This is a genomic window from Paramagnetospirillum marisnigri (assembly GCF_001650715.1).
Lineage (GTDB): Bacteria > Pseudomonadota > Alphaproteobacteria > Rhodospirillales > Magnetospirillaceae > Phaeospirillum > Phaeospirillum marisnigri.
This window is the reverse complement of sequence record NZ_LWQT01000039.1, coordinates 74,142-91,285: the sequence shown is the minus strand read 5'-3', so window position 1 is coordinate 91,285 and position 17,144 is coordinate 74,142. Positions and strand designations below refer to the sequence as shown.

At 65.6% G+C, this 17,144-nt stretch carries 16 protein-coding genes; 13 read left to right on the top strand and 3 right to left on the bottom strand.

The window, feature by feature from the left end:
• Positions 1 to 81 precede the first annotated feature (81 nt).
• From glpX to A6A04_RS04055, 13 genes are all read left to right on the top strand, one after another.
• The gene (gene glpX, locus A6A04_RS04115; protein WP_082914676.1) at positions 82 to 1,053 is read left to right on the top strand and encodes a class II fructose-bisphosphatase; all 972 of its coding nucleotides are present in this window, start codon (positions 82 to 84) and stop codon (positions 1,051 to 1,053) included.
• A 55-nt stretch (positions 1,054 to 1,108) separates the two neighbouring features.
• On the top strand, positions 1,109 to 3,085 hold the full coding sequence (gene tkt / locus A6A04_RS04110; protein ID WP_068490186.1) for a transketolase: 1,977 nt from the start codon (positions 1,109 to 1,111) through the stop codon (positions 3,083 to 3,085).
• A 40-nt stretch (positions 3,086 to 3,125) separates the two neighbouring features.
• Complete coding sequence (gene fba / locus A6A04_RS04105) at positions 3,126 to 4,190, top strand: class II fructose-bisphosphate aldolase (protein WP_068490184.1); 1,065 nt, start codon at positions 3,126 to 3,128, stop codon at positions 4,188 to 4,190.
• Between the two features lie 134 nt (positions 4,191 to 4,324).
• Positions 4,325 to 4,966 carry a ribulose-phosphate 3-epimerase gene (gene rpe / locus A6A04_RS04100; RefSeq protein WP_068490183.1) on the top strand — a complete coding sequence of 214 codons (642 nt, stop codon included), beginning with the start codon at positions 4,325 to 4,327 and terminating at the stop codon, positions 4,964 to 4,966.
• A 32-nt stretch (positions 4,967 to 4,998) separates the two neighbouring features.
• A complete protein-coding gene (locus A6A04_RS04095) occupies positions 4,999 to 6,030 on the top strand; it encodes a zinc transporter ZntB (protein WP_068490181.1) in 1,032 nt (343 codons plus the stop codon).
• 115 nt (positions 6,031 to 6,145) lie between these two features.
• Positions 6,146 to 7,177 (top strand): PstS family phosphate ABC transporter substrate-binding protein, encoded by a 1,032-nt coding sequence (locus tag A6A04_RS04090; protein ID WP_068490179.1) that lies wholly within the window; start codon positions 6,146 to 6,148, stop codon positions 7,175 to 7,177.
• 68 nt (positions 7,178 to 7,245) lie between these two features.
• On the top strand, positions 7,246 to 8,622 hold the full coding sequence (gene pstC / locus A6A04_RS04085; protein ID WP_068490177.1) for a phosphate ABC transporter permease subunit PstC: 1,377 nt from the start codon (positions 7,246 to 7,248) through the stop codon (positions 8,620 to 8,622).
• On the top strand, positions 8,615 to 9,928 hold the full coding sequence (gene pstA / locus A6A04_RS04080) for a phosphate ABC transporter permease PstA (RefSeq protein ID WP_068490175.1): 1,314 nt from the start codon (positions 8,615 to 8,617) through the stop codon (positions 9,926 to 9,928). Before pstC ends, pstA begins: the two co-directional genes overlap by 8 nt.
• 11 nt (positions 9,929 to 9,939) lie before the next feature.
• Entirely contained in the window at positions 9,940 to 10,725 is a 786-nt protein-coding gene (gene pstB / locus A6A04_RS04075) for a phosphate ABC transporter ATP-binding protein PstB (protein WP_172822730.1), read from the top strand.
• Entirely contained in the window at positions 10,722 to 11,417 is a 696-nt protein-coding gene (gene phoU, locus A6A04_RS04070; protein WP_068490174.1) for a phosphate signaling complex protein PhoU, read from the top strand. Before pstB ends, phoU begins: the two co-directional genes overlap by 4 nt.
• Complete coding sequence (gene phoB, locus A6A04_RS04065; protein ID WP_068490171.1) at positions 11,414 to 12,142, top strand: phosphate regulon transcriptional regulator PhoB; 729 nt, start codon at positions 11,414 to 11,416, stop codon at positions 12,140 to 12,142. The genes phoU and phoB overlap by 4 nt, the downstream gene beginning before the upstream one ends.
• 78 nt (positions 12,143 to 12,220) lie before the next feature.
• The gene (dctP, locus tag A6A04_RS04060) at positions 12,221 to 13,231 is read left to right on the top strand and encodes a TRAP transporter substrate-binding protein DctP (protein ID WP_245651068.1); all 1,011 of its coding nucleotides are present in this window, start codon (positions 12,221 to 12,223) and stop codon (positions 13,229 to 13,231) included.
• Positions 13,228 to 13,917: a class I SAM-dependent methyltransferase gene (locus tag A6A04_RS04055; protein ID WP_245651067.1), complete on the top strand. Its 690-nt coding sequence runs from the start codon at positions 13,228 to 13,230 to the stop codon at positions 13,915 to 13,917. The genes dctP and A6A04_RS04055 overlap by 4 nt, the downstream gene beginning before the upstream one ends.
• Here the strand turns inward: A6A04_RS04055 and A6A04_RS04050 are convergent.
• The 3 genes from A6A04_RS04050 to A6A04_RS04040 all read right to left on the bottom strand — a co-directional run bounded on the left by A6A04_RS04050 (position 13,914) and on the right by A6A04_RS04040 (position 17,092).
• On the bottom strand, positions 13,914 to 14,753 hold the full coding sequence (locus tag A6A04_RS04050) for an alpha/beta fold hydrolase (RefSeq protein ID WP_068490164.1): 840 nt from the start codon (positions 14,751 to 14,753) through the stop codon (positions 13,914 to 13,916). The two genes, A6A04_RS04055 and A6A04_RS04050, sit on opposite strands and share 4 nt — an antisense overlap.
• Positions 14,754 to 14,822: 69 nt before the next feature.
• Positions 14,823 to 15,650 (bottom strand): universal stress protein, encoded by an 828-nt coding sequence (locus A6A04_RS04045; protein ID WP_068490162.1) that lies wholly within the window; start codon positions 15,648 to 15,650, stop codon positions 14,823 to 14,825.
• Positions 15,651 to 15,736: 86 nt separating this feature from the next.
• Positions 15,737 to 17,092 carry an SPOR domain-containing protein gene (locus A6A04_RS04040; protein ID WP_068490160.1) on the bottom strand — a complete coding sequence of 452 codons (1,356 nt, stop codon included), beginning with the start codon at positions 17,090 to 17,092 and terminating at the stop codon, positions 15,737 to 15,739.
• Positions 17,093 to 17,144: the final 52 nt, after the last annotated feature.

Here is a 17,144-nt window from a genome sequence, read left to right as displayed (position 1 = left end):
CCTCCCCCGGGGTGTTCCTTAGCTTGACCCGGACCGCCAGTATCGGCGAAAAAGCAGGTCGGTTCTGGGAGGCCACGGCTGATGACACATCTTCGCGACCAACGCGCCGAAGGGCGCGCCATCGGTGCCTACGATCTGCGCCGGGCCACCGAGGCGGCGGCCCGGGCCGCCTATGCCTGGATCGGCCGGGGTGACAAGGTCCAGGGCGACCATGCGGCGGTGGCAGCCATGGCCGGCGAACTGGACAAATTGGCGCTGGACGCCCGGCTGCTGGTGGGCGAAGGCCCCCGCGCCGAGATCAGCATGCTTTATCACGGCCAGACCCTGGGCGATTCGACCCAGCCCAGCTGGGATCTGGTGGTGGACCCCCTGGAAGGCGCCAGCTATCTGGCCAAGGGCATGACCAATGCCATGGCGGTGGTGGCCATGGCTCCCCATGGCAAGCTGTTCGACCCCGCCCCGGCGCTCTACATGGAAAAGCTGGCGGTGCCCCCCGCCGCCAAGGGCAAGGTCGACCCCGCCGCGCCCCCGGCCGAACGGTTGCGCCAGTTGTCGGCGGTACTGGGCAAGCCGGTGGACGAGATGACGGTCTATGTCATCGAGAAGCCGCGCAACAAGGCCCTGGTGGAAGCCATCTACGAAGCCGGTGCCCGTGTCGCGCTGTATCCGGCGGGCGACGTGGCGGGCGCCCTGATGGCCGCCATTCCCGGCTCGGGCATCGATGCCCTGATGGGCACCGGCGGCACCCCGGAGGGGCTGCTGTCGGCCATCGCCATCCGGGCCATGGGCGGCGACTTCCTGGCCCGTATCGACCCGCAACTGGCCTCGGAGCAGGCCGCCGTCGACGCCGCCGGATTGGATTGTAGCCGCTGGATGAGCCTGGAGGAGATGGTTCCCTCCGACGACGTGGTGTTCTGCGCCACCGGCATCACCACCGGCCTGCTGCTGGAAGGCGTCGAGCGCGCCAGTGGCCTGGAACGGACCCAAACCCTGATGATCGGCGGCGAGGCCGGACGCCGCCAGATGCTGACCTCCTGGCACAAGCGCGGCTGAGCCGCTTGCCCCCTTATCCTTACTCCCTTGATCCCCAGACCCTAAGGACCCCTCGATGACCGCAAAGGCCACCCACGCCGACATGGCGAACGCCATCCGCTTCCTGTCCATGGACGCCATCGAGAAGGCCAAGTCCGGCCATCCCGGCATGCCCATGGGCATGGCCGACGTGGCGACCGTGCTGTTCACCCGCTTCATGAAGTTCGACGCCAAGGCGCCGAAATGGGCGGATCGCGACCGTTTCGTCCTGTCGGCCGGTCACGGCTCCATGCTGCTTTACGCGCTGGGCTATCTGACCGGATTCGAGGATCTGGACATCGAGCAGATCAGGAATTTCCGCCAGATGGGCTACCGCACCGCCGGTCATCCCGAATTCGGCCATGTGGCCATCGCCGACACCACCACCGGGCCGCTGGGCCAGGGCATCACCAATGCCGTGGGCTTCGCCCTGGCCGAAAAGATGCTGGCGGCGCGCCATGGCAAGGACATCATCGACCATTACACCTATGTCATCGCCGGTGACGGCTGCCTGATGGAGGGCATCAGCCAGGAAGCCATCTCCATGGCCGGGCACTGGGGCCTGGAAAAGCTGATCGTGCTGTGGGACGACAATTCCATCTGCATCGACGGCGACACCTCCTTGTCCACCTCCGACGACCAGTTGGCCCGCTTCCAGGCCTCCAACTGGGATGTGTCGCGCTGCGACGGCCACGACCCCGAAGCCATCGCCAAGGCCATCGAGGCCGCCCGCGCCTCGGGCCGCCCCAGCCTGATCGCCTGCAAGACCGTGATCGGCTATGGCGCCCCCACCAAGGCGGGCACCGAGAAGGTGCACGGCGCCCCGCTGGGAGCCGAGGAACTGGCCGGTGCCCGTGACAAGCTGAACTGGCCCCATGCCCCCTTCGAGATTCCCGCCCCCGTCCTGGAGGCCTGGCGGGCCGCCGGGTCGCGCGGCGGCGCCGAGCATGCCGCCTGGGCCGGTCGGCTGGCCGCTTATCCCGGCAAGGCCGAGTTCGAGCGGGCCAATGGCGGCACCCTGCCCCAAGGCTGGCGCGAGGCGGTGCACGCCTTCAAGAAGAAGGCCTCGGCCGAACAGCCGAAATGGGCCACCCGCAAGGCCAGCCAGGAAGCCCTGGAAGCCCTGACCCCGGCCATCCCCGAGATGATCGGCGGCTCCGCCGACCTGACCCACTCCAACCTGACCCATACCAAGGTCACCAAGTCGATCACGCCGTCTGACTTCTCGGGCCGCTACATCCATTACGGCGTGCGCGAGCACGGCATGGCCGCGGTGATGAACGGCCTGGCGCTGCATGGCGGTTTCATCCCCTATGGCGGCACCTTCCTGATCTTCGCCAACTATCTGTGGCCCGCGCTGCGCATGAGCGCCATGATGGAGCAGCGGGTGATCTATGTGCTGACCCACGATTCCATCGGCCTCGGCGAGGACGGCCCCACCCATCAGCCCATCGAGACCATCGCCGCCCTGCGCGCCACCCCCAATGTGCTGGTGTTCCGTCCCTGCGACCCGGTGGAGACCATGGAGGCCTACGAGGCCGCCCTGGACAACATCACCGGCCCCAGCGTGCTGGCGCTGTCGCGTCAGAACCTGCCGACGCTGCGCGTCGACCACACCAACGAGAACATGTCCGCCCGTGGCGCCTATGTCCTGGCCGAGGCCGAGGGCAAGCGCCTGGTGACCATCCTCGCCACCGGATCCGAGGTCAGTCTGGCGCTCGACGCCCGCAAGCTTCTCGCCGAGAAGGGAATCGGCGCCGCCGTGGTCTCCATGCCGTGCTGGGAACTGTTCGAACGCCAACCAAAGGAGTATCGTGCCACCGTACTGGGTGAAGGCACCGTCCGCGTCGCCGTCGAGGCGCTGGGGACCTTCGGCTGGGAGCGCTGGGTCGGCGAGGCGGGAGCCATCGTCGGCATGAAGGGTTTCGGCGCCTCGGCCCCCGCCGAGAAACTGTACGAGCATTTCGGCATCACCGCCAAGGCGGTGGCCGACGCGGCCCAGGCCCGCCTGTAAGACGAGCCGACGCGAAAACGTCAGGAAGGAGTTAAGCAGTATGTCTCTCGTTTCCATGCGCCAGCTTCTCGACCACGCCGCCGAGAACGGCTACGGCATTCCCGCCTTCAACGTGAACAATATGGAGCAGGTCAAGGCGATCATGGAGGCGGCCTCCGCCACCGATTCGCCGGTGATCCTCCAGGCCTCGGCCGGCGCCCGCAAATATGCCGGCGAAGCCTTCCTGCGCCACCTGATCCTGGCCGCCATCGAGACCTATCCCAACATCCCGGTCTGCATGCACCAGGATCACGGCACCAGCCCGGCCATCAATGTGCGCGCCATCCAGTCCGGCTTCTCGTCGGTCATGATGGACGGCTCGCTGAAGGAAGACGGCAAGACCCCGGCCAGCTGGGACTACAATGTGGACGTCACCAAGCGGGTGGTCGACATCGCCCATGCCTGCGGCGTCTCGGTGGAAGGTGAACTGGGCTGCCTGGGCTCGCTGGAAAGCGGCATGGCGGGCGAGGAGGACGGCGTCGGCGCCGAGGGCAAGCTGGACCATTCCCAGTTGCTGACCGATCCCGACGAAGCCGCCGAATTCGTCAAGCTGACCCAGGTGGACGCCCTGGCCATCGCCATCGGCACCAGCCATGGCGCCTATAAGTTCACCCGTCCGCCGACCGGCGACGTGCTGGCCATCAAGCGGGTCAAGGAAATCCACGCCCGCATCCCCAACACCCACCTGGTCATGCATGGCTCTTCCTCGGTGCCGCAGGACTGGCTGAAGATCATCAACGACCACGGCGGCGACCTGGGCAAGACCTATGGCGTGCCGGTCGAGGAAATCGTCGAGGCCATCAAGCACGGCGTGCGCAAGATCAATATCGACACCGACCTGCGCATGGCGTCCACCGGCTCCATCCGCAAGTTCTTCAAGGACGAGCCCAAGAAGTTCGACCCCCGCGACTACCTGAAGCTGACCATCAAGGGCATGAGCGAGATCTGCAAGGCCCGCTACGAGGCTTTCGGCACCGCCGGTCAGGCCTCGAAGATCAAGGTCATCAACCTGGAAGAGATGGGCACCCGCTACGCCAAGGGTGAACTGGCTCCCAAGGTCCAATAGTCGCCTATCCCCTCTCCCGCCCGCGGGAGAGGGGCCTCCTGTCTTCGTCATGCCCGGACTTGGTCCGGGCATCCATGGCCCCCCGGACCAAGTCCGGGGGTGACGAGAACAGGCATTCTCGAAGGGAACCGTCCATGACCGTCAAGATCGCACCAAGCATTCTGTCCGCCGACTTCGCCCGCCTGGGGGAAGAGGTCAAGGCCATCGACGCCGCCGGATGCGACTGGATCCATATCGACGTCATGGACGGCCATTTCGTGCCCAACCTGACCTTCGGCCCGCCCATCATCAAGGCGATCCGGCCCTATACCGCCAAGACCTTCGACGTCCACCTGATGATCGACCCGGCCCAGCCCTATCTCGAGGACTATGCCAAGGCCGGGGCCGACATCATCGTGGTCCATGCCGAGGCCGACAAGCATATCGACCGCTCGCTGCAGTTCATCAAGAGCCTGGGCAAGAAGGCGGGCATCTCGCTCAATCCCGCCACCCCGGAAACCGTGGTGGAATACGTACTCGACCGCCTGGACCTGATCCTGGTGATGAGCGTCAATCCCGGCTTCGGCGGCCAGAGCTTCATCGAGGCCCAGCTAGAGAAGATCGCCCGGCTGCGCCGCATGATCGGCACCCGCGCCATCGACCTGCAGGTGGATGGCGGCGTCACCGCCGAGAACGCCCACAAGGTGGTGGCGGCGGGCGCCAACGTGCTGGTGGCGGGCTCCGCCGTCTTCAAGACCAAGGACTACGCGGGTAATATCGCCGCGTTGCGGGGCTGACAGCCTTTCCAACAGTTCGGGGGGAAAGCGCCATGGCGACGGATCGGGAACTGCAAGCGGGTGTGGAAACCGGCCTGCGCTTCGCCATGTTGATGACCGAGGATGGCAGCTTCCTCGATCTCACCTGGAGCGAAATCAAGCGCTGGAAGCCCAGTGATGGCTTCCTGTGGGTCCATCTGGAGCGTGACGATCCCGCCGCCCAGCATTGGGTGCGCGAGGAATCCGGCATCGACCCCCTGGTGGCGCTGGCGCTGCTGGCAGAGGAATCCCGGCCCCGGGTCCAGGATGTGGGCGACCAGTTGCTGGTGGTCCTGCGCGGCGTCAACAAGCAGAATCCCCTGGAAGATGGAAGCATCGACACCGAACTGGTGCCCATCCATATCTGGATGGAAAGCGGCCGCTGCGTCTCGTTGCGCGACAAGGCCCACAACCTGTCGGCCTTGCGCGATCTGCGCCTGTCCATGATGAACGGCAAGGGACCACGGACCGCCGCCGGACTGATGGCCCGCATCGCCGAAAAGGTCACCGACCATCTGGGCGATCTGGTGGAAGACCTGGAAGACGAGATTTCCGAGCTGGAGGACCGCATCGGCGACAACGAGGGCGGATCGGCGCTGCGCGCCGAGATCGCGGTGACCCGGCGCCGGGTGGTTCAGTTCCGCCGCTATCTGGCCCCCCAGCGCGACGCGCTCTACCGCCTGCGCCACGATGACGCCTCGTGGCTGGATCAAGCCGCCAAGGAGCATCTGCGCGAGGTCAACGACCGTCTGGTCCGTCATCTGGAAGACCTGGACGAAATCCGCCAGCGCGCCAACATCCTTCAGGAAGAACAGGTCGCCATGGTCGCCGAACAGGGCAACCGCAACACCTTCGTTCTGTCGGTGGTCACCGTGCTGATGCTGCCCATGACCTTCATCACCGGTTTCTTCGGCATGAATACCGGGCAGTTGCCCTTTGGCACGGAACACCCGTATGGAACCCTGATCGCCGCGACGATCATCGGCGTGGTGGGTCTGGTTACCGCCGCCATCCTTCGCTTCGGTCTGTTCGGCGGCCGCCGGTAGCGTTGTAACAAAAGCTTCATCATTCTGTCGCGGAGCTGTCATCGAGCCCGGATATGGTGCCGGGGTGGAAACCCGTATTCCCCCCCGTTCTACCGCCCGCTCCATTGGAGGACTCATGATCAGGAAGACCATGGCCGTCGCCGCCGTCGCGATCGCCGCCGTCGCCGTCACCGGCACCGCCCAGGCCCGCGACCAGATTCGCGTGGTCGGCTCGTCCACCGTTTATCCCTTCACCACCGCCGTGGCCGAGCAGTTCGGCAAGGGCGGCAAGTTCAAGACTCCGGTGGTGGAAAGCACCGGCACCGGCGGCGGCATGAAGCTGTTCTGTTCGGGTGTCGGCCCGGACTTCCCCGACCTGACCAACGCGTCGCGCCGCATCAAGTCGTCCGAAGTCGAGTTCTGCGCCAAGAACGGCGTCGCCGATATCGTCGAGATGAAGATCGGCTATGATGGCATCGCCCTGGCCAATTCCAAGAAGGCCAAGCGCGTCCATTTCACCCGCAATCATCTCTTCCTGGCCCTGGCCAAGGACGTGCCGCAGGGTGGCAAGCTGGTCCCCAACCCCTATACCATGTGGAACCAGATCGACCCGTCGCTGCCCGCCGCCAAGATCGAGGTTCTGGGTCCGCCGCCCACCTCCGGCACCCGCGACTCGTTCAACGAAATGGTCATGGAAGGCGGCTGCAAGAGCAACGCCGACATGAAGGCGCTGAACCTGGACGATAAGGCCCATGCCAAGGCCTGCATGACCATCCGCGAGGACGGCGGTTATGTCGAGGCTGGCGAAAACGACAACCTGATCGTCCAGAAGCTGGACGCCAACCCCGCCGCCGTTGGCGTGTTCGGCTACAGCTATCTCGAGCAGAATGCCGACAAGATCCAGGGCAGCTTCATCGATGGCATCGAGCCGACCTTCGATACCATTGCCTCGGGCAAGTATCCGGTGTCGCGCGCCATGTTCGTCTATGCCAAGAAGGCCCATGTGGGCCAGATCCCGGGCATCAAGGAATTCCTGGCCGAGTACACCTCGGAAAAGGCCTGGGGCAAGACCGGCTACCTGTCCGACAAGGGCCTGGTTCCCATGGTCGATGCCGAGCGCAAGGAATGGGCGACCAAGATCAATGGCCTTGAAAACCTGAAGATGTAATGTGACGGACCGCCGCCCCGACTGGGGTGGCGGTCCCTTTCCTTCCCTCCTGCCGGACGTCATTTGGCATGCAGCTCTTCATCCTGACCGCGGCGCTGCTGGCGCTGATCAGCTTCGGATATGGCGTCGGCCGCCGTCGGGCGCTTGCCGTTGCCGGGCCGAACCTCCGTTCCCTGCATTCCCTTCCTCGCTACCATGGCTATCTGGTCGCGCTATGGTGCGGTTTGCCCGCCCTGGCGGTAGTCGCGGCCTGGCTGGCCTTCGAGCCCTCGCTGCTGCATGCCCTGGTGATAGGGGCCCTGCCCGCCGACTTGGCCCAACTCTCCGACGAACGTCTTGCCCTGGCCTATAACGAAGTGCGCAATGTCGCCCGTTACGGCCACCCCGCAAGCTCTGATTCCATCGCCGAGGCCGCGCGCCATTATGCGTCGCTGCGCCAGACCATGTTCCTCTCGGTGGCCGCCATTGCCGTTGCCCTGGCCGTTGCCGGGCTGGCCGCCGCCCGTGCCCGCATCCATGCCGGGCTGCGTGCCCGCAATCGGGTCGAATCCATCGTCAGCATCTTCCTGATCGCCGCCTCCACCGTGGCCATCTTCACTACCATCGGCATCGTGCTGTCGCTGGTGTTCGAATCGCTCCGCTTCTTCCAGATGGTGCCGGTCACCGAATTCCTGTTCGGCACCTCGTGGAGCCCGCAGATGGCCATCCGCGAGGATCAGGTCGGCAGTTCCGGCTCGTTCGGCGCCGTGCCGCTGTTCGCCGGAACCATGCTGATCGCCGGGATCGCCCTGGCCGTGGCGGTGCCGTTGGGCCTGCTGGCCGCCATCTACATGTCGGAATATGCCGCGCCCAAATTCCGCTCGGTGGTCAAGCCGCTGCTGGAAGTGCTGGCCGGCATCCCCACCGTGGTCTACGGCTTCTTCGCCGCCCTGACCGTCGCCCCCTTCATCCGCGACCTGGGAGCCAAGCTGGGCCTGTCGGTGGCCTCTGAAAGCGCGCTGGCCGCCGGTCTGGTCATGGGCATCATGATCATCCCCTTCGTCTCGTCCCTGTCCGATGACGTCATCTCGGCGGTGCCCCACTCCTTGCGCGAAGGCGCCTATGGCCTGGGCGCCACCAAATCGGAAACCATCAAGCAGGTAGTGCTGCCCGCCGCCCTTCCCGGCATCGTCGGCTCGATCCTGCTGGCGGCGTCGCGGGCCATCGGCGAGACCATGATCGTGGTCATGGCCGCCGGTCTGGCCGCCAACCTGACCGCCAATCCGCTGGAAGCGGTCACCACCGTCACCACCCAGATCGTCACCTTGCTGGTGGGCGACCAGGAGTTCGACAGCCCCAAGACCCTGGCGGCTTTCGCCCTGGGCTTGGCCTTGTTCGGCATCACCTTGGCGTTGAACGGCATCGCGCTGCGCATCGTCAACAAATACCGAGAAAAATATGACTGAGAGCACGCAATTGATCCGCTCCTCGGACACCCGCACCGCCGCCCAGATCGCTGCCAGCCATCTGAAGCGCCGCCATGCCGCCGAACGTCGCTTCAAGGCCATCGGCCTGTCGGCGGTCGTGGTCGCCATGACGTTCCTCGGCCTGCTGCTGTTCACCATCCTGGGCAACGGCCTGTCGGCCTTCACCCAGACCTATGTGAAGCTGGACGTCACGCTGAGCCCCGAGCTGCTGGGCATCGGCGAGCAGCGCACGGCCGAGGCCCTGGCCACCGCCGACTATGGCGGCGTGATCAAGGACGCCATGTATAAGCGCTTCCCCGCCGCCCAGAGCCGGGCCGAAAAGCGGGAAGTGGCCGGGCTGATTTCCTCTGGCGCCGACATGGCGCTGCGCAAGGCCCTGGCCGCCAATCCCGAGCTGATCGGCACCACCCAGACCTTCTGGCTGGTGGCGGACGATACCGTCGACATGGCCATCAAGGGCTATACCTCGCGCCAGACCGGCCAGGAGGGCAACCGCCTGAGCGACAAGCAGCTGGGCTGGCTGGCCGAGCTGGAAGCCGATGGCGGCGTCACCCGGCGCTTCAACTCCATCCTGTTCAGCTCGGGCGACTCGCGTGAGCCGGAACTGGCGGGCCTGTGGGGCTCGGTGGTGGGCTCGGTGTTCTCGCTGCTGATCACCCTGGCGGTCTCGTTCCCGCTGGGCGTCGCCACCGCCATCTATCTCGAGGAATTCGCCCCCAAGAACAAGTGGACCGACCTGATCGAGGTCAACATCAACAATCTGGCGGCGGTGCCCTCGGTGGTGTTCGGCCTGCTGGGGCTGGCGGTGTTCCTCAACTTCCTCGGCATGCCACGCTCGGCGCCGCTGGTGGGTGGCCTGGTGCTGGCGCTGATCTGCCTGCCCACCATCATCATCGCCGGTCGGGCCGCGCTGAAGGCGGTGCCGCCCTCCATCCGCGAGGCGGCCGCCGGACTGGGAGCCTCCAAGCTGCAGGTGGTCACCGACCATGTGCTGCCCCTGGCCATGCCCGGCATCCTGACCGGCACCATCCTCGGCATGGCCCATGCCCTGGGCGAGACGGCGCCGCTGCTGATGATCGGCATGGTGGCCTTCATCGTCGACATCCCGGCCTCGCCGCTGGATCCCTCGGCGGTGCTGCCGGTGCAGGTCTATCTGTGGGCGGACTCGCCCGAGCGCGCCTTCGTCGAGCGCACCTCGGCGGCGATCATCGTGTTGCTGATCTTCCTGGCGGCCATGAATTTGGGCGCCATCCTGTTGCGTAAAAAATTCGAACGGCGGTGGTAGAGTCCATGAGCATGACCATGAACACGGCAAACACCAACGGAACCGCCAAGGTCCGTTCCCGAGGCCTAGAGGTCTTCTACGGCGAGAAGCAGGCGCTGTTCGGCGTCGATCTCGACATCCGGTCCGGTGAAGTCACCGCCCTGATCGGTCCGTCGGGCTGCGGCAAGTCCACCTTCCTGCGCTGCATCAATCGCATGAATGATCTGGTGGATGGCGCCAAGGTCAACGGCTCGCTGACCCTGGACGGCGACGACATCTACCATCGCGAGGTCGATGTGGTGCAGTTGCGGGCCAAGGTGGGCATGGTGTTCCAGAAGCCCAATCCCTTTCCCAAATCCATTTACGACAACGTCGCCTATGGCCCGCGCATCCACGGCATGGCCGCCGATCAGGCCGAGCTGGACGAGATCGTCATGACCAGCCTGGAAAAGGCCGGCCTGCTGGGCGAGGTCAAGGACCGGCTGCAGGAATCCGGCACCGGCCTGTCGGGCGGTCAGCAGCAACGTCTGTGCATCGCGCGCGCCATCGCGGTGGAGCCCGAGGTGATCCTGATGGACGAGCCCTGTTCGGCCCTGGACCCCATCGCCACCGCCAAGGTCGAGGAACTGATCGACGAGCTGCGTGACAACTACACCATCGTCATCGTCACCCATTCCATGCAGCAGGCCGCCCGCGTCTCGCAGCGCACCGCCTTCTTCCACCTGGGCAAGCTGATCGAGATGGGTGACACCGAGCAGATTTTCACCAATCCGCAACAGCCCCTGACTCAGGGCTACATTACCGGCAGGTTCGGATGAGCGATCATACGGTCAAGTCCTACGACGACGAACTGGCCCATCTGACGGCGATCATCGCCCGCATGGGCGGCATGGCCGAGGCGCAACTGTCCTCGGCCGTCCAGGCATTGGCCAACCGGGATGACGATCTGGCCCAACGGGTCATCGTGGGCGACACCCGGATCGACGAGTTGGACAATGAGGTCCAGACCTTCGCGGTTCGGCTGCTCGCTTTGCGCCAGCCCATGGCCAGCGATCTGCGCCAGATCGTCGGCGCGCTCAACATCTCGGGCGAGATCGAACGGATCGGCGACTACGCCGCCAATCTGGCCAAGCGCTGCCTGATCCTCAACCACTTGCCGGTTTCTGCCTCGGTTGCCGGAGTGGTCCGGCTGGCGGAGCTGGTGCGCAGCCTGGTCAAGGATATCCTGGACGCCTATCTGGAGCGCAATCTGGAAAAAGCCATCCAGGTGTGGAGCCGGGACGAGGACGTGGACGCCATGTATAATGGCGTCTTCCGCGATCTGGTGGATCAGATGACCGAGGATTCCGGCACCATCACCGCCGCCACCCATCTGCTGTTCATCGCCAAGAATTTCGAACGGATCGGCGATCACGCCACCAATATCGCCGAAACCCTGCATTTCCAGATACTCGGCACGCAGCCCAAGGGGGAGCGTCCGAAGGGCAATACCATCGGAGTTCCCAAATGAGCGTGCGCGACGGAGGCCTGGCATCCCAGTCCAAGCCGCTGATCCTGATTGTCGAGGATGAAGCATCCTTGGTCACCATGCTGCGCTACAACCTGGAAAAAGAAGGCTACCGGGTCTGCGAGGCGGGGGATGGCGAGGAGGCGCTGACCGTGCTGGCCGAGCGCAAGCCGGACCTGGTGCTGCTGGACTGGATGCTGCCGTCCCTGTCGGGCATTGAGGTCTGCCGCCAGTTGCGGCGCAAGCCCGCCACCCGCGAACTCCCCGTCATCATGCTGACGGCGCGTGGCGAGGAAGGCGACAAGATCCGTGGTCTCAATACCGGCGCCGACGACTACCTGACCAAGCCGTTCTCGCTGCCCGAACTGATGGCCCGCATCCGTGCCCTGCTGCGCCGGGCGGCCCCCGCCCCCCAGAAGGGACAATTGGCCTGGGGCGATATCAGCATGGATCTCGGCGCCCACCGTGTTTCGCGCGGCGGCAAGGCCATCCATCTCGGCCCCACCGAATTCCGCCTGCTCCAGTTCTTCATGCAGCACCCTGGCACCGTGTTCTCGCGCGAGGAACTGCTGGACGCGGTCTGGGGGCCGGACATCTATGTGGAGCCCCGCACGGTGGATGTCCATATCCGCCGCCTGCGCAAGGCGCTCAACTGCGATACCGAAAGCGACATCATCCGCACGGTGAGGGCCGCGGGTTACGCCCTGGACGAAGAAAGCGCGGCCTGACCACCGCCACCTGACTTTGATCCAGTTGCCGCCCCCACCGTCCTGCGTCATTATGGCGCAGAGGTTGGGGAGTTCTGGGTGTCTGCACCTTTGCCGAAATGGATTATTCGCGCCGCCGCGGCCTGCCTGCTGGCGGCGGGGCTGGTTGGTACGGCCATGGCCGAGGGTCGCCAGACCTGGACCGCATCCTACCAGTTCTCTCCCGGCGATCCCCGCGACGAGGCCATGCGCGCCATCGCCCATCAGGTCGCCAGGGTCGGCCTCGACATCCGGCTGTTTCCCTCCGCCTCGCTGCTGCGGCCCACCGACCAGTGGAACGCCCTGACCAAGGGCAATATCGACATGGTCTTCATTCCCGCCGATTACCTGCTGGACCGGTTCCCACAACTGGCGGCCCTGTCGCTGCCCGGGGTGGTGCGCGGCCCCGCCCATGCGGAACGTATCGCGGCTTCGGCGGTGATGCGGGACCTGCGCCAGCAGATCGAGGCGGCAGGCGTGATGGTCATCGCCGAGTCCTGGATGCCCGGCGCCTACGCCACCCGGGGCCGCTGCGTCACCACTCCCGCCGACGCCAAGGGCTTGAAGGCCCGGACCATCGGCCCGTTCATGTCGGAATTCTGGGCGGCGGCCGGAGCGACACCGGTGGCGGCCACCACATCGGACACCCTTCCCATCCTGGTCAATAGCGGCCTGATCGACGTGGCCAATACCAGTGTGATGACGCTGTTGTCGCTGCGCATGGAAAAGAGCTTCGCCTGCCTGACCGTGCCGGGCGAGAGCGGGGCACTGTGGTATCTTTACGAACCGATCCTGGTGTCCAAGCGCCGTTTCGAGGCTCTGGACGAGCGGGGACGCCGCGAGTTGCTGGCGGCGGCCGCGCGGGCGCATGAGACCCTGGCCGCTTCCGTCTCGCTCTCCACCCGCCGTCTGGCGGGAAATTTCCTGGCCGCCGGAATCGAAGTGGTTGATCTCGATGCCAACAGCCTGACAGCCTGGCACAAGCTGGCGCGCAAGACGGCCTGGAAGCAGTTCCGCGATCAGGTCCCCGGTGGAGCCGAACTTCTGGACCGTCTGCAAGCGGTGGAATGATGAAGGAAACCTGCAAGGCGACCCTGCGCCGTCTCGGCCAACCCGATTTCGCCACCCGGTATTTCGTGGGCCAGGGGCTGGATGTGGGCGCCACCACCGACCCGCTGAGCCAGTTCTCGGAACTGTTCCCGCTGATCAAGGGCGTCAGGCTGTGGGACGGTATCGACGGTGATCCGCAATATCTGACGGGTCTGGCCGATAACAGCTTCGACTTCGTCCATGTCGCCTTTGCCCTGCAACGCATGCCCGACCCCTTGGAAGCCTTGCGGCACTGGTTCCGGGTGCTGCGGCCCGGTGGCCACCTGATCGTGACGGTGCCCGACGAGGACATGTACGAGCAGGGTTTCTGGCCGTCGCGCTACAATCTGGAAAACCGCTGGACCTTCACCGTCTTCAAGACCAAGTCATGGAGCCCGGTTTCGGTCAATCTGGTGGATGCCGTCCGCGTGCTGGGCGCCCAGGCCGATATCCGCCGCCTGGAAGTCATGGCCAGCGGCTATCGCCACACCCTCCCCCGCTTCGACCAGACCCTGACGCCGGTGGCCGAATGCGCCATCGAGCTGGTGGTGCGCAAGCGCCCCCAGGCGGAAACCGTGGCGGGCGGCCGCCTCAATCCCGATGGCGGGCTGAGTCCCAAGGACGTGCTGGCCCTGACCGGATTGCGAGTGGACGCGCTGAAAGTCTAACTTCCCAGGAATCGCTCGAGCACCTCGATCTGCGAGGCCACGTTGAGGAAGGGGGCGTGGCCGCAGCCCGGTATGGTTACCAGTTGGGCGGCGGGACCGCGCCGGGTCATCTCCTCGGCAACCTCGGGCAGCAGCACGTCGGAGGTGGCGCCGCGCAGGACCAGGGTCGGGCAGGCCACCCCGTCCCATACCGGCCAGCAGTTGAGGCCGTCGGGCTGTTCCGCGAAGACCCGCATGATTTCGGGATCGTAGTGGACCGTCACCCGTCCATCATCCCGCCGCCGGGCCGAGCTTTCCGTCATCACCCGCCATTCCTCGTCGGTCAGCGCGCCAAAGGGCTGGTAGATCTGGCGCAGGAACATCTCCAGTTCGCGCAGCCCGCCAAAGCTGGGCCGGGCGGTGACATAGGCGCGGATTCGGGTGATGGCGGCGGGATTGGGCCGGGGCCCGATATCATTGATCACCAGCCGCTCGATGCGGCTCTTCATGGCCCCGGCCGCCAGGGCCATGCCCAGCAGCCCGCCCATGGAGGTTCCGACCCAGTGGCAGCGCCCGACCCCCAACCGGTCAAGCAGCCCAACCGCATGTCCGGCATAGGCCTCGATGGTATAGTCGCGATCCGGCAGCAGGGCCCAACCGGACAAGCCTCGGCCCAAAGTATCGGGACAGATGACGCGGTAACGGGCCGAGAAGTGGCGCGCGGCCGTGTCGAAGTCGCGGCCGGTGCGGGCCAGGCCGTGCCACATGACCAAGGCGGGAGCATCCGGCGCCCCCCATTCGGTCACATGGAGTTCATGGCCTTCGACCTCGACGTAAAGGCTGCGTCGGATGGACATCCCCGTTCCCCCCATGGACTTCCCACTGCGGGATATGGTGCCCGGCCCACCGGCCCGGGACAAGGGATATCAGTGACTGAACAGGACCGGCACGGTCATGTGCTGGAGGAGATGGTGCGTCGCACCGCCCAGAACCATTTCGCGCAGCCTTGACCGGCCATAACCGCCCATCACCACCAGATCGCAATCCTCGTCCATCGCCCGGTTGAGCAGCATGGCGCCCGCATCCACCTCGTCCGAGCGGATATGCTCGCCAATGGCGTTGACGCCATGGCGTGAGAGATGGAGACAAATATCGGCACCGGGAAGCTCGCCATGACCAGACATGCCGTGGCCGGGATTGACGGCGATGACCCGGACCGAGCTGGCGCGGGCCAGGATCGGCAGGGCATCGTGAATCGCCCGGGTGGCCTCGCGGCTGCCATTCCACGCCACCAGGACACGGCGGCCAATACTGGGAAATGTGCCGGAATGGGGAACCACCATCACCGGCCTGCCCATGGCCAGCACCAGATTATCGGCCAATGGCCGACCATTCATATCATCGGGGGCGGTTTGGCCGATCACCACCAGATCGCAGTACCGGCCATGCAGGGCGAGTGTGTCGGCGGTATCGCCCACCACATCGCGCCATTCCAGCGAAACAGCGCCGTTTCCCCGCCGGGCTTCCACCTGGGCCTGAGCCTGGGCGGCCAGTTCCGCGTCATCCCGGGCCAGGATGCCATCCATATCGGCCCCCAGTTGCACCGCCAGCAGCTTTCCATACTGGGTGCGGCCGCGCACATGCAGCGCCACCAGATGGGCTTCGTGCTCCGCGGCCAGGGCCAGGGCAAGCTCCAGCCGGGCTTCGCCACGGGCCGAGCCGTCAACATGCACCAGAATATCCTTGATCGTCATGGCATCCCCCTGGCTCACCCCTCGCCCACCAGCTTATGCCCGCAGTGCCGGAGGAACCAATATCACTATATCCCGGCAGGATTGCGTCAATAGCTGGTCGGGTCGCAGGACTGACGATAAAGCTTCAGGACCTTGCACAACTTGCGGGCTTCATCCTGGCTTTTCAGTGGCCCGACCACCACCTTCCAGCGGCTTCCCTTTTCGCCCAGATCGACCTTGCGCATGCTGGCGTTCATGCCCCCCAGTTCCTCGGGGAACTTGGCCTTGATCTTTTCCCAGGACTTTTGCGCTTCCTCTTCCGACTTCAGCGTGGCGAGCGAGGCACCGGGGGTGCTACCTCCCGTCTTGGCGCCATTACCGTTGGAGGGCGGAGATCCCTGCCGCAATCCGGTGGCGGTGCCGCTGACCGGCACCTTGGCCAGTTGGGTATCGAGCACCCGTTCCACCGCGTCCTTTTCCTTCTTGGCCTCGTCGGCCGAGACCAGACCGGCGGCCCGCATGCGCTCGACCCGGCCCACCGCGGAGGCGGCTTCCATCACGTCCTTGGGCGGCAGCACCGGCAGGTCGACCTTGCGCGGCTCGGCCGGCAGCAAGGCGTCGAGAATGGCGCCACGCTCGGCGGCGTGCTCGGCGGGAGAAATAGCGCGAGTTTCCAGGGCCTTGCCCAACTCCTTCAGCCGATCGAGCACCTGAGCATCGGTGGGGCCGGGCCGCTCCAGTCCCTGGGCGGGCGGCAGCTTGCTCGAATAGGGCGTCAAGGCGCCGAGATTGGTATTGCGGCGCCGGGCGTATTCATCGGGCGTCACCAGACCTTCGTCCAGCAGGCGGCGCAGGATACGGAAGCGATTGGAAACATTGGCCTCGGCATTCCCCGCCTGGGCCGTGGTACCGCCAGGGCCGTCCAGGGGCTCGGCCATGACGCCCGCGCCGCGCCCGGCAGTCATGGGCGGCAGCGGCTCGACGAATCCGGTGGGGTCGGGCATGCGCCCGGAGCGGGCGGCGGTGCGCGGGGCGGAGCGGCCGGTAACCTTGTCGATCACGGCGATATTGGCCTGGGCGACATCCACCAGGGTGCGGACCTGCGGCGCTCCATCCGCCAGGACCGTGATGGTGACCTGGGGACGGTTGGCCAGAATCACCTCGTAATACTGCCGGGACAGGTCATAGCGGCCCGTCGCCTGATAGACCATGCCCGCCACATAGAGCGCGTAAGGATCCTTGGGGTTGTTGCGAAGCGTCAGCAAGGCGGCGCGCTCGGCATTGGGATAGTCGCCCTGGGCCATCAGGGTCATGGCCTTGTCGGAATTGGGATCGCCGAAGATCTTGACCCAATCCTTCAAGACCTGGGTGGGGCCCAAGGGATCGTTCAACGGACCGCAGCCGCTGAACGGGACCACGACGAGCATCGCCAAGACCACCCGGCTGACACGTCCCAAGCTCATCGTCCTCTTCCCCCTGGCAGACACCGGGCAGGCCAAGCCCCCGCCATCATGA

Bases quoted from the DNA above. Each gene is read 5' to 3' on its own strand.
- glpX (WP_082914676.1), top strand. From the start codon at position 82: ATGACACATCTTCGCGACCAACGCGCCGAAGGGCGCGCCATCGGTGCC.
- tkt (WP_068490186.1), top strand. From the start codon at position 1,109: ATGACCGCAAAGGCCACCCACGCCGACATGGCGAACGCCATCCGCTTC.
- fba (WP_068490184.1), top strand. From the start codon at position 3,126: ATGTCTCTCGTTTCCATGCGCCAGCTTCTCGACCACGCCGCCGAGAAC.
- rpe (WP_068490183.1), top strand. From the start codon at position 4,325: ATGACCGTCAAGATCGCACCAAGCATTCTGTCCGCCGACTTCGCCCGC.
- A6A04_RS04095 (WP_068490181.1), top strand. From the start codon at position 4,999: ATGGCGACGGATCGGGAACTGCAAGCGGGTGTGGAAACCGGCCTGCGC.
- A6A04_RS04090 (WP_068490179.1), top strand. From the start codon at position 6,146: ATGATCAGGAAGACCATGGCCGTCGCCGCCGTCGCGATCGCCGCCGTC.
- pstC (WP_068490177.1), top strand. From the start codon at position 7,246: ATGCAGCTCTTCATCCTGACCGCGGCGCTGCTGGCGCTGATCAGCTTC.
- pstA (WP_068490175.1), top strand. From the start codon at position 8,615: ATGACTGAGAGCACGCAATTGATCCGCTCCTCGGACACCCGCACCGCC.
- pstB (WP_172822730.1), top strand. From the start codon at position 9,940: ATGACCATGAACACGGCAAACACCAACGGAACCGCCAAGGTCCGTTCC.
- phoU (WP_068490174.1), top strand. From the start codon at position 10,722: ATGAGCGATCATACGGTCAAGTCCTACGACGACGAACTGGCCCATCTG.
- phoB (WP_068490171.1), top strand. From the start codon at position 11,414: ATGAGCGTGCGCGACGGAGGCCTGGCATCCCAGTCCAAGCCGCTGATC.
- A6A04_RS04055 (WP_245651067.1), top strand. From the start codon at position 13,228: ATGATGAAGGAAACCTGCAAGGCGACCCTGCGCCGTCTCGGCCAACCC.
- A6A04_RS04050 (WP_068490164.1), bottom strand. From the start codon at position 14,753: ATGTCCATCCGACGCAGCCTTTACGTCGAGGTCGAAGGCCATGAACTC.
- A6A04_RS04045 (WP_068490162.1), bottom strand. From the start codon at position 15,650: ATGACGATCAAGGATATTCTGGTGCATGTTGACGGCTCGGCCCGTGGC.
- A6A04_RS04040 (WP_068490160.1), bottom strand. From the start codon at position 17,092: ATGAGCTTGGGACGTGTCAGCCGGGTGGTCTTGGCGATGCTCGTCGTG.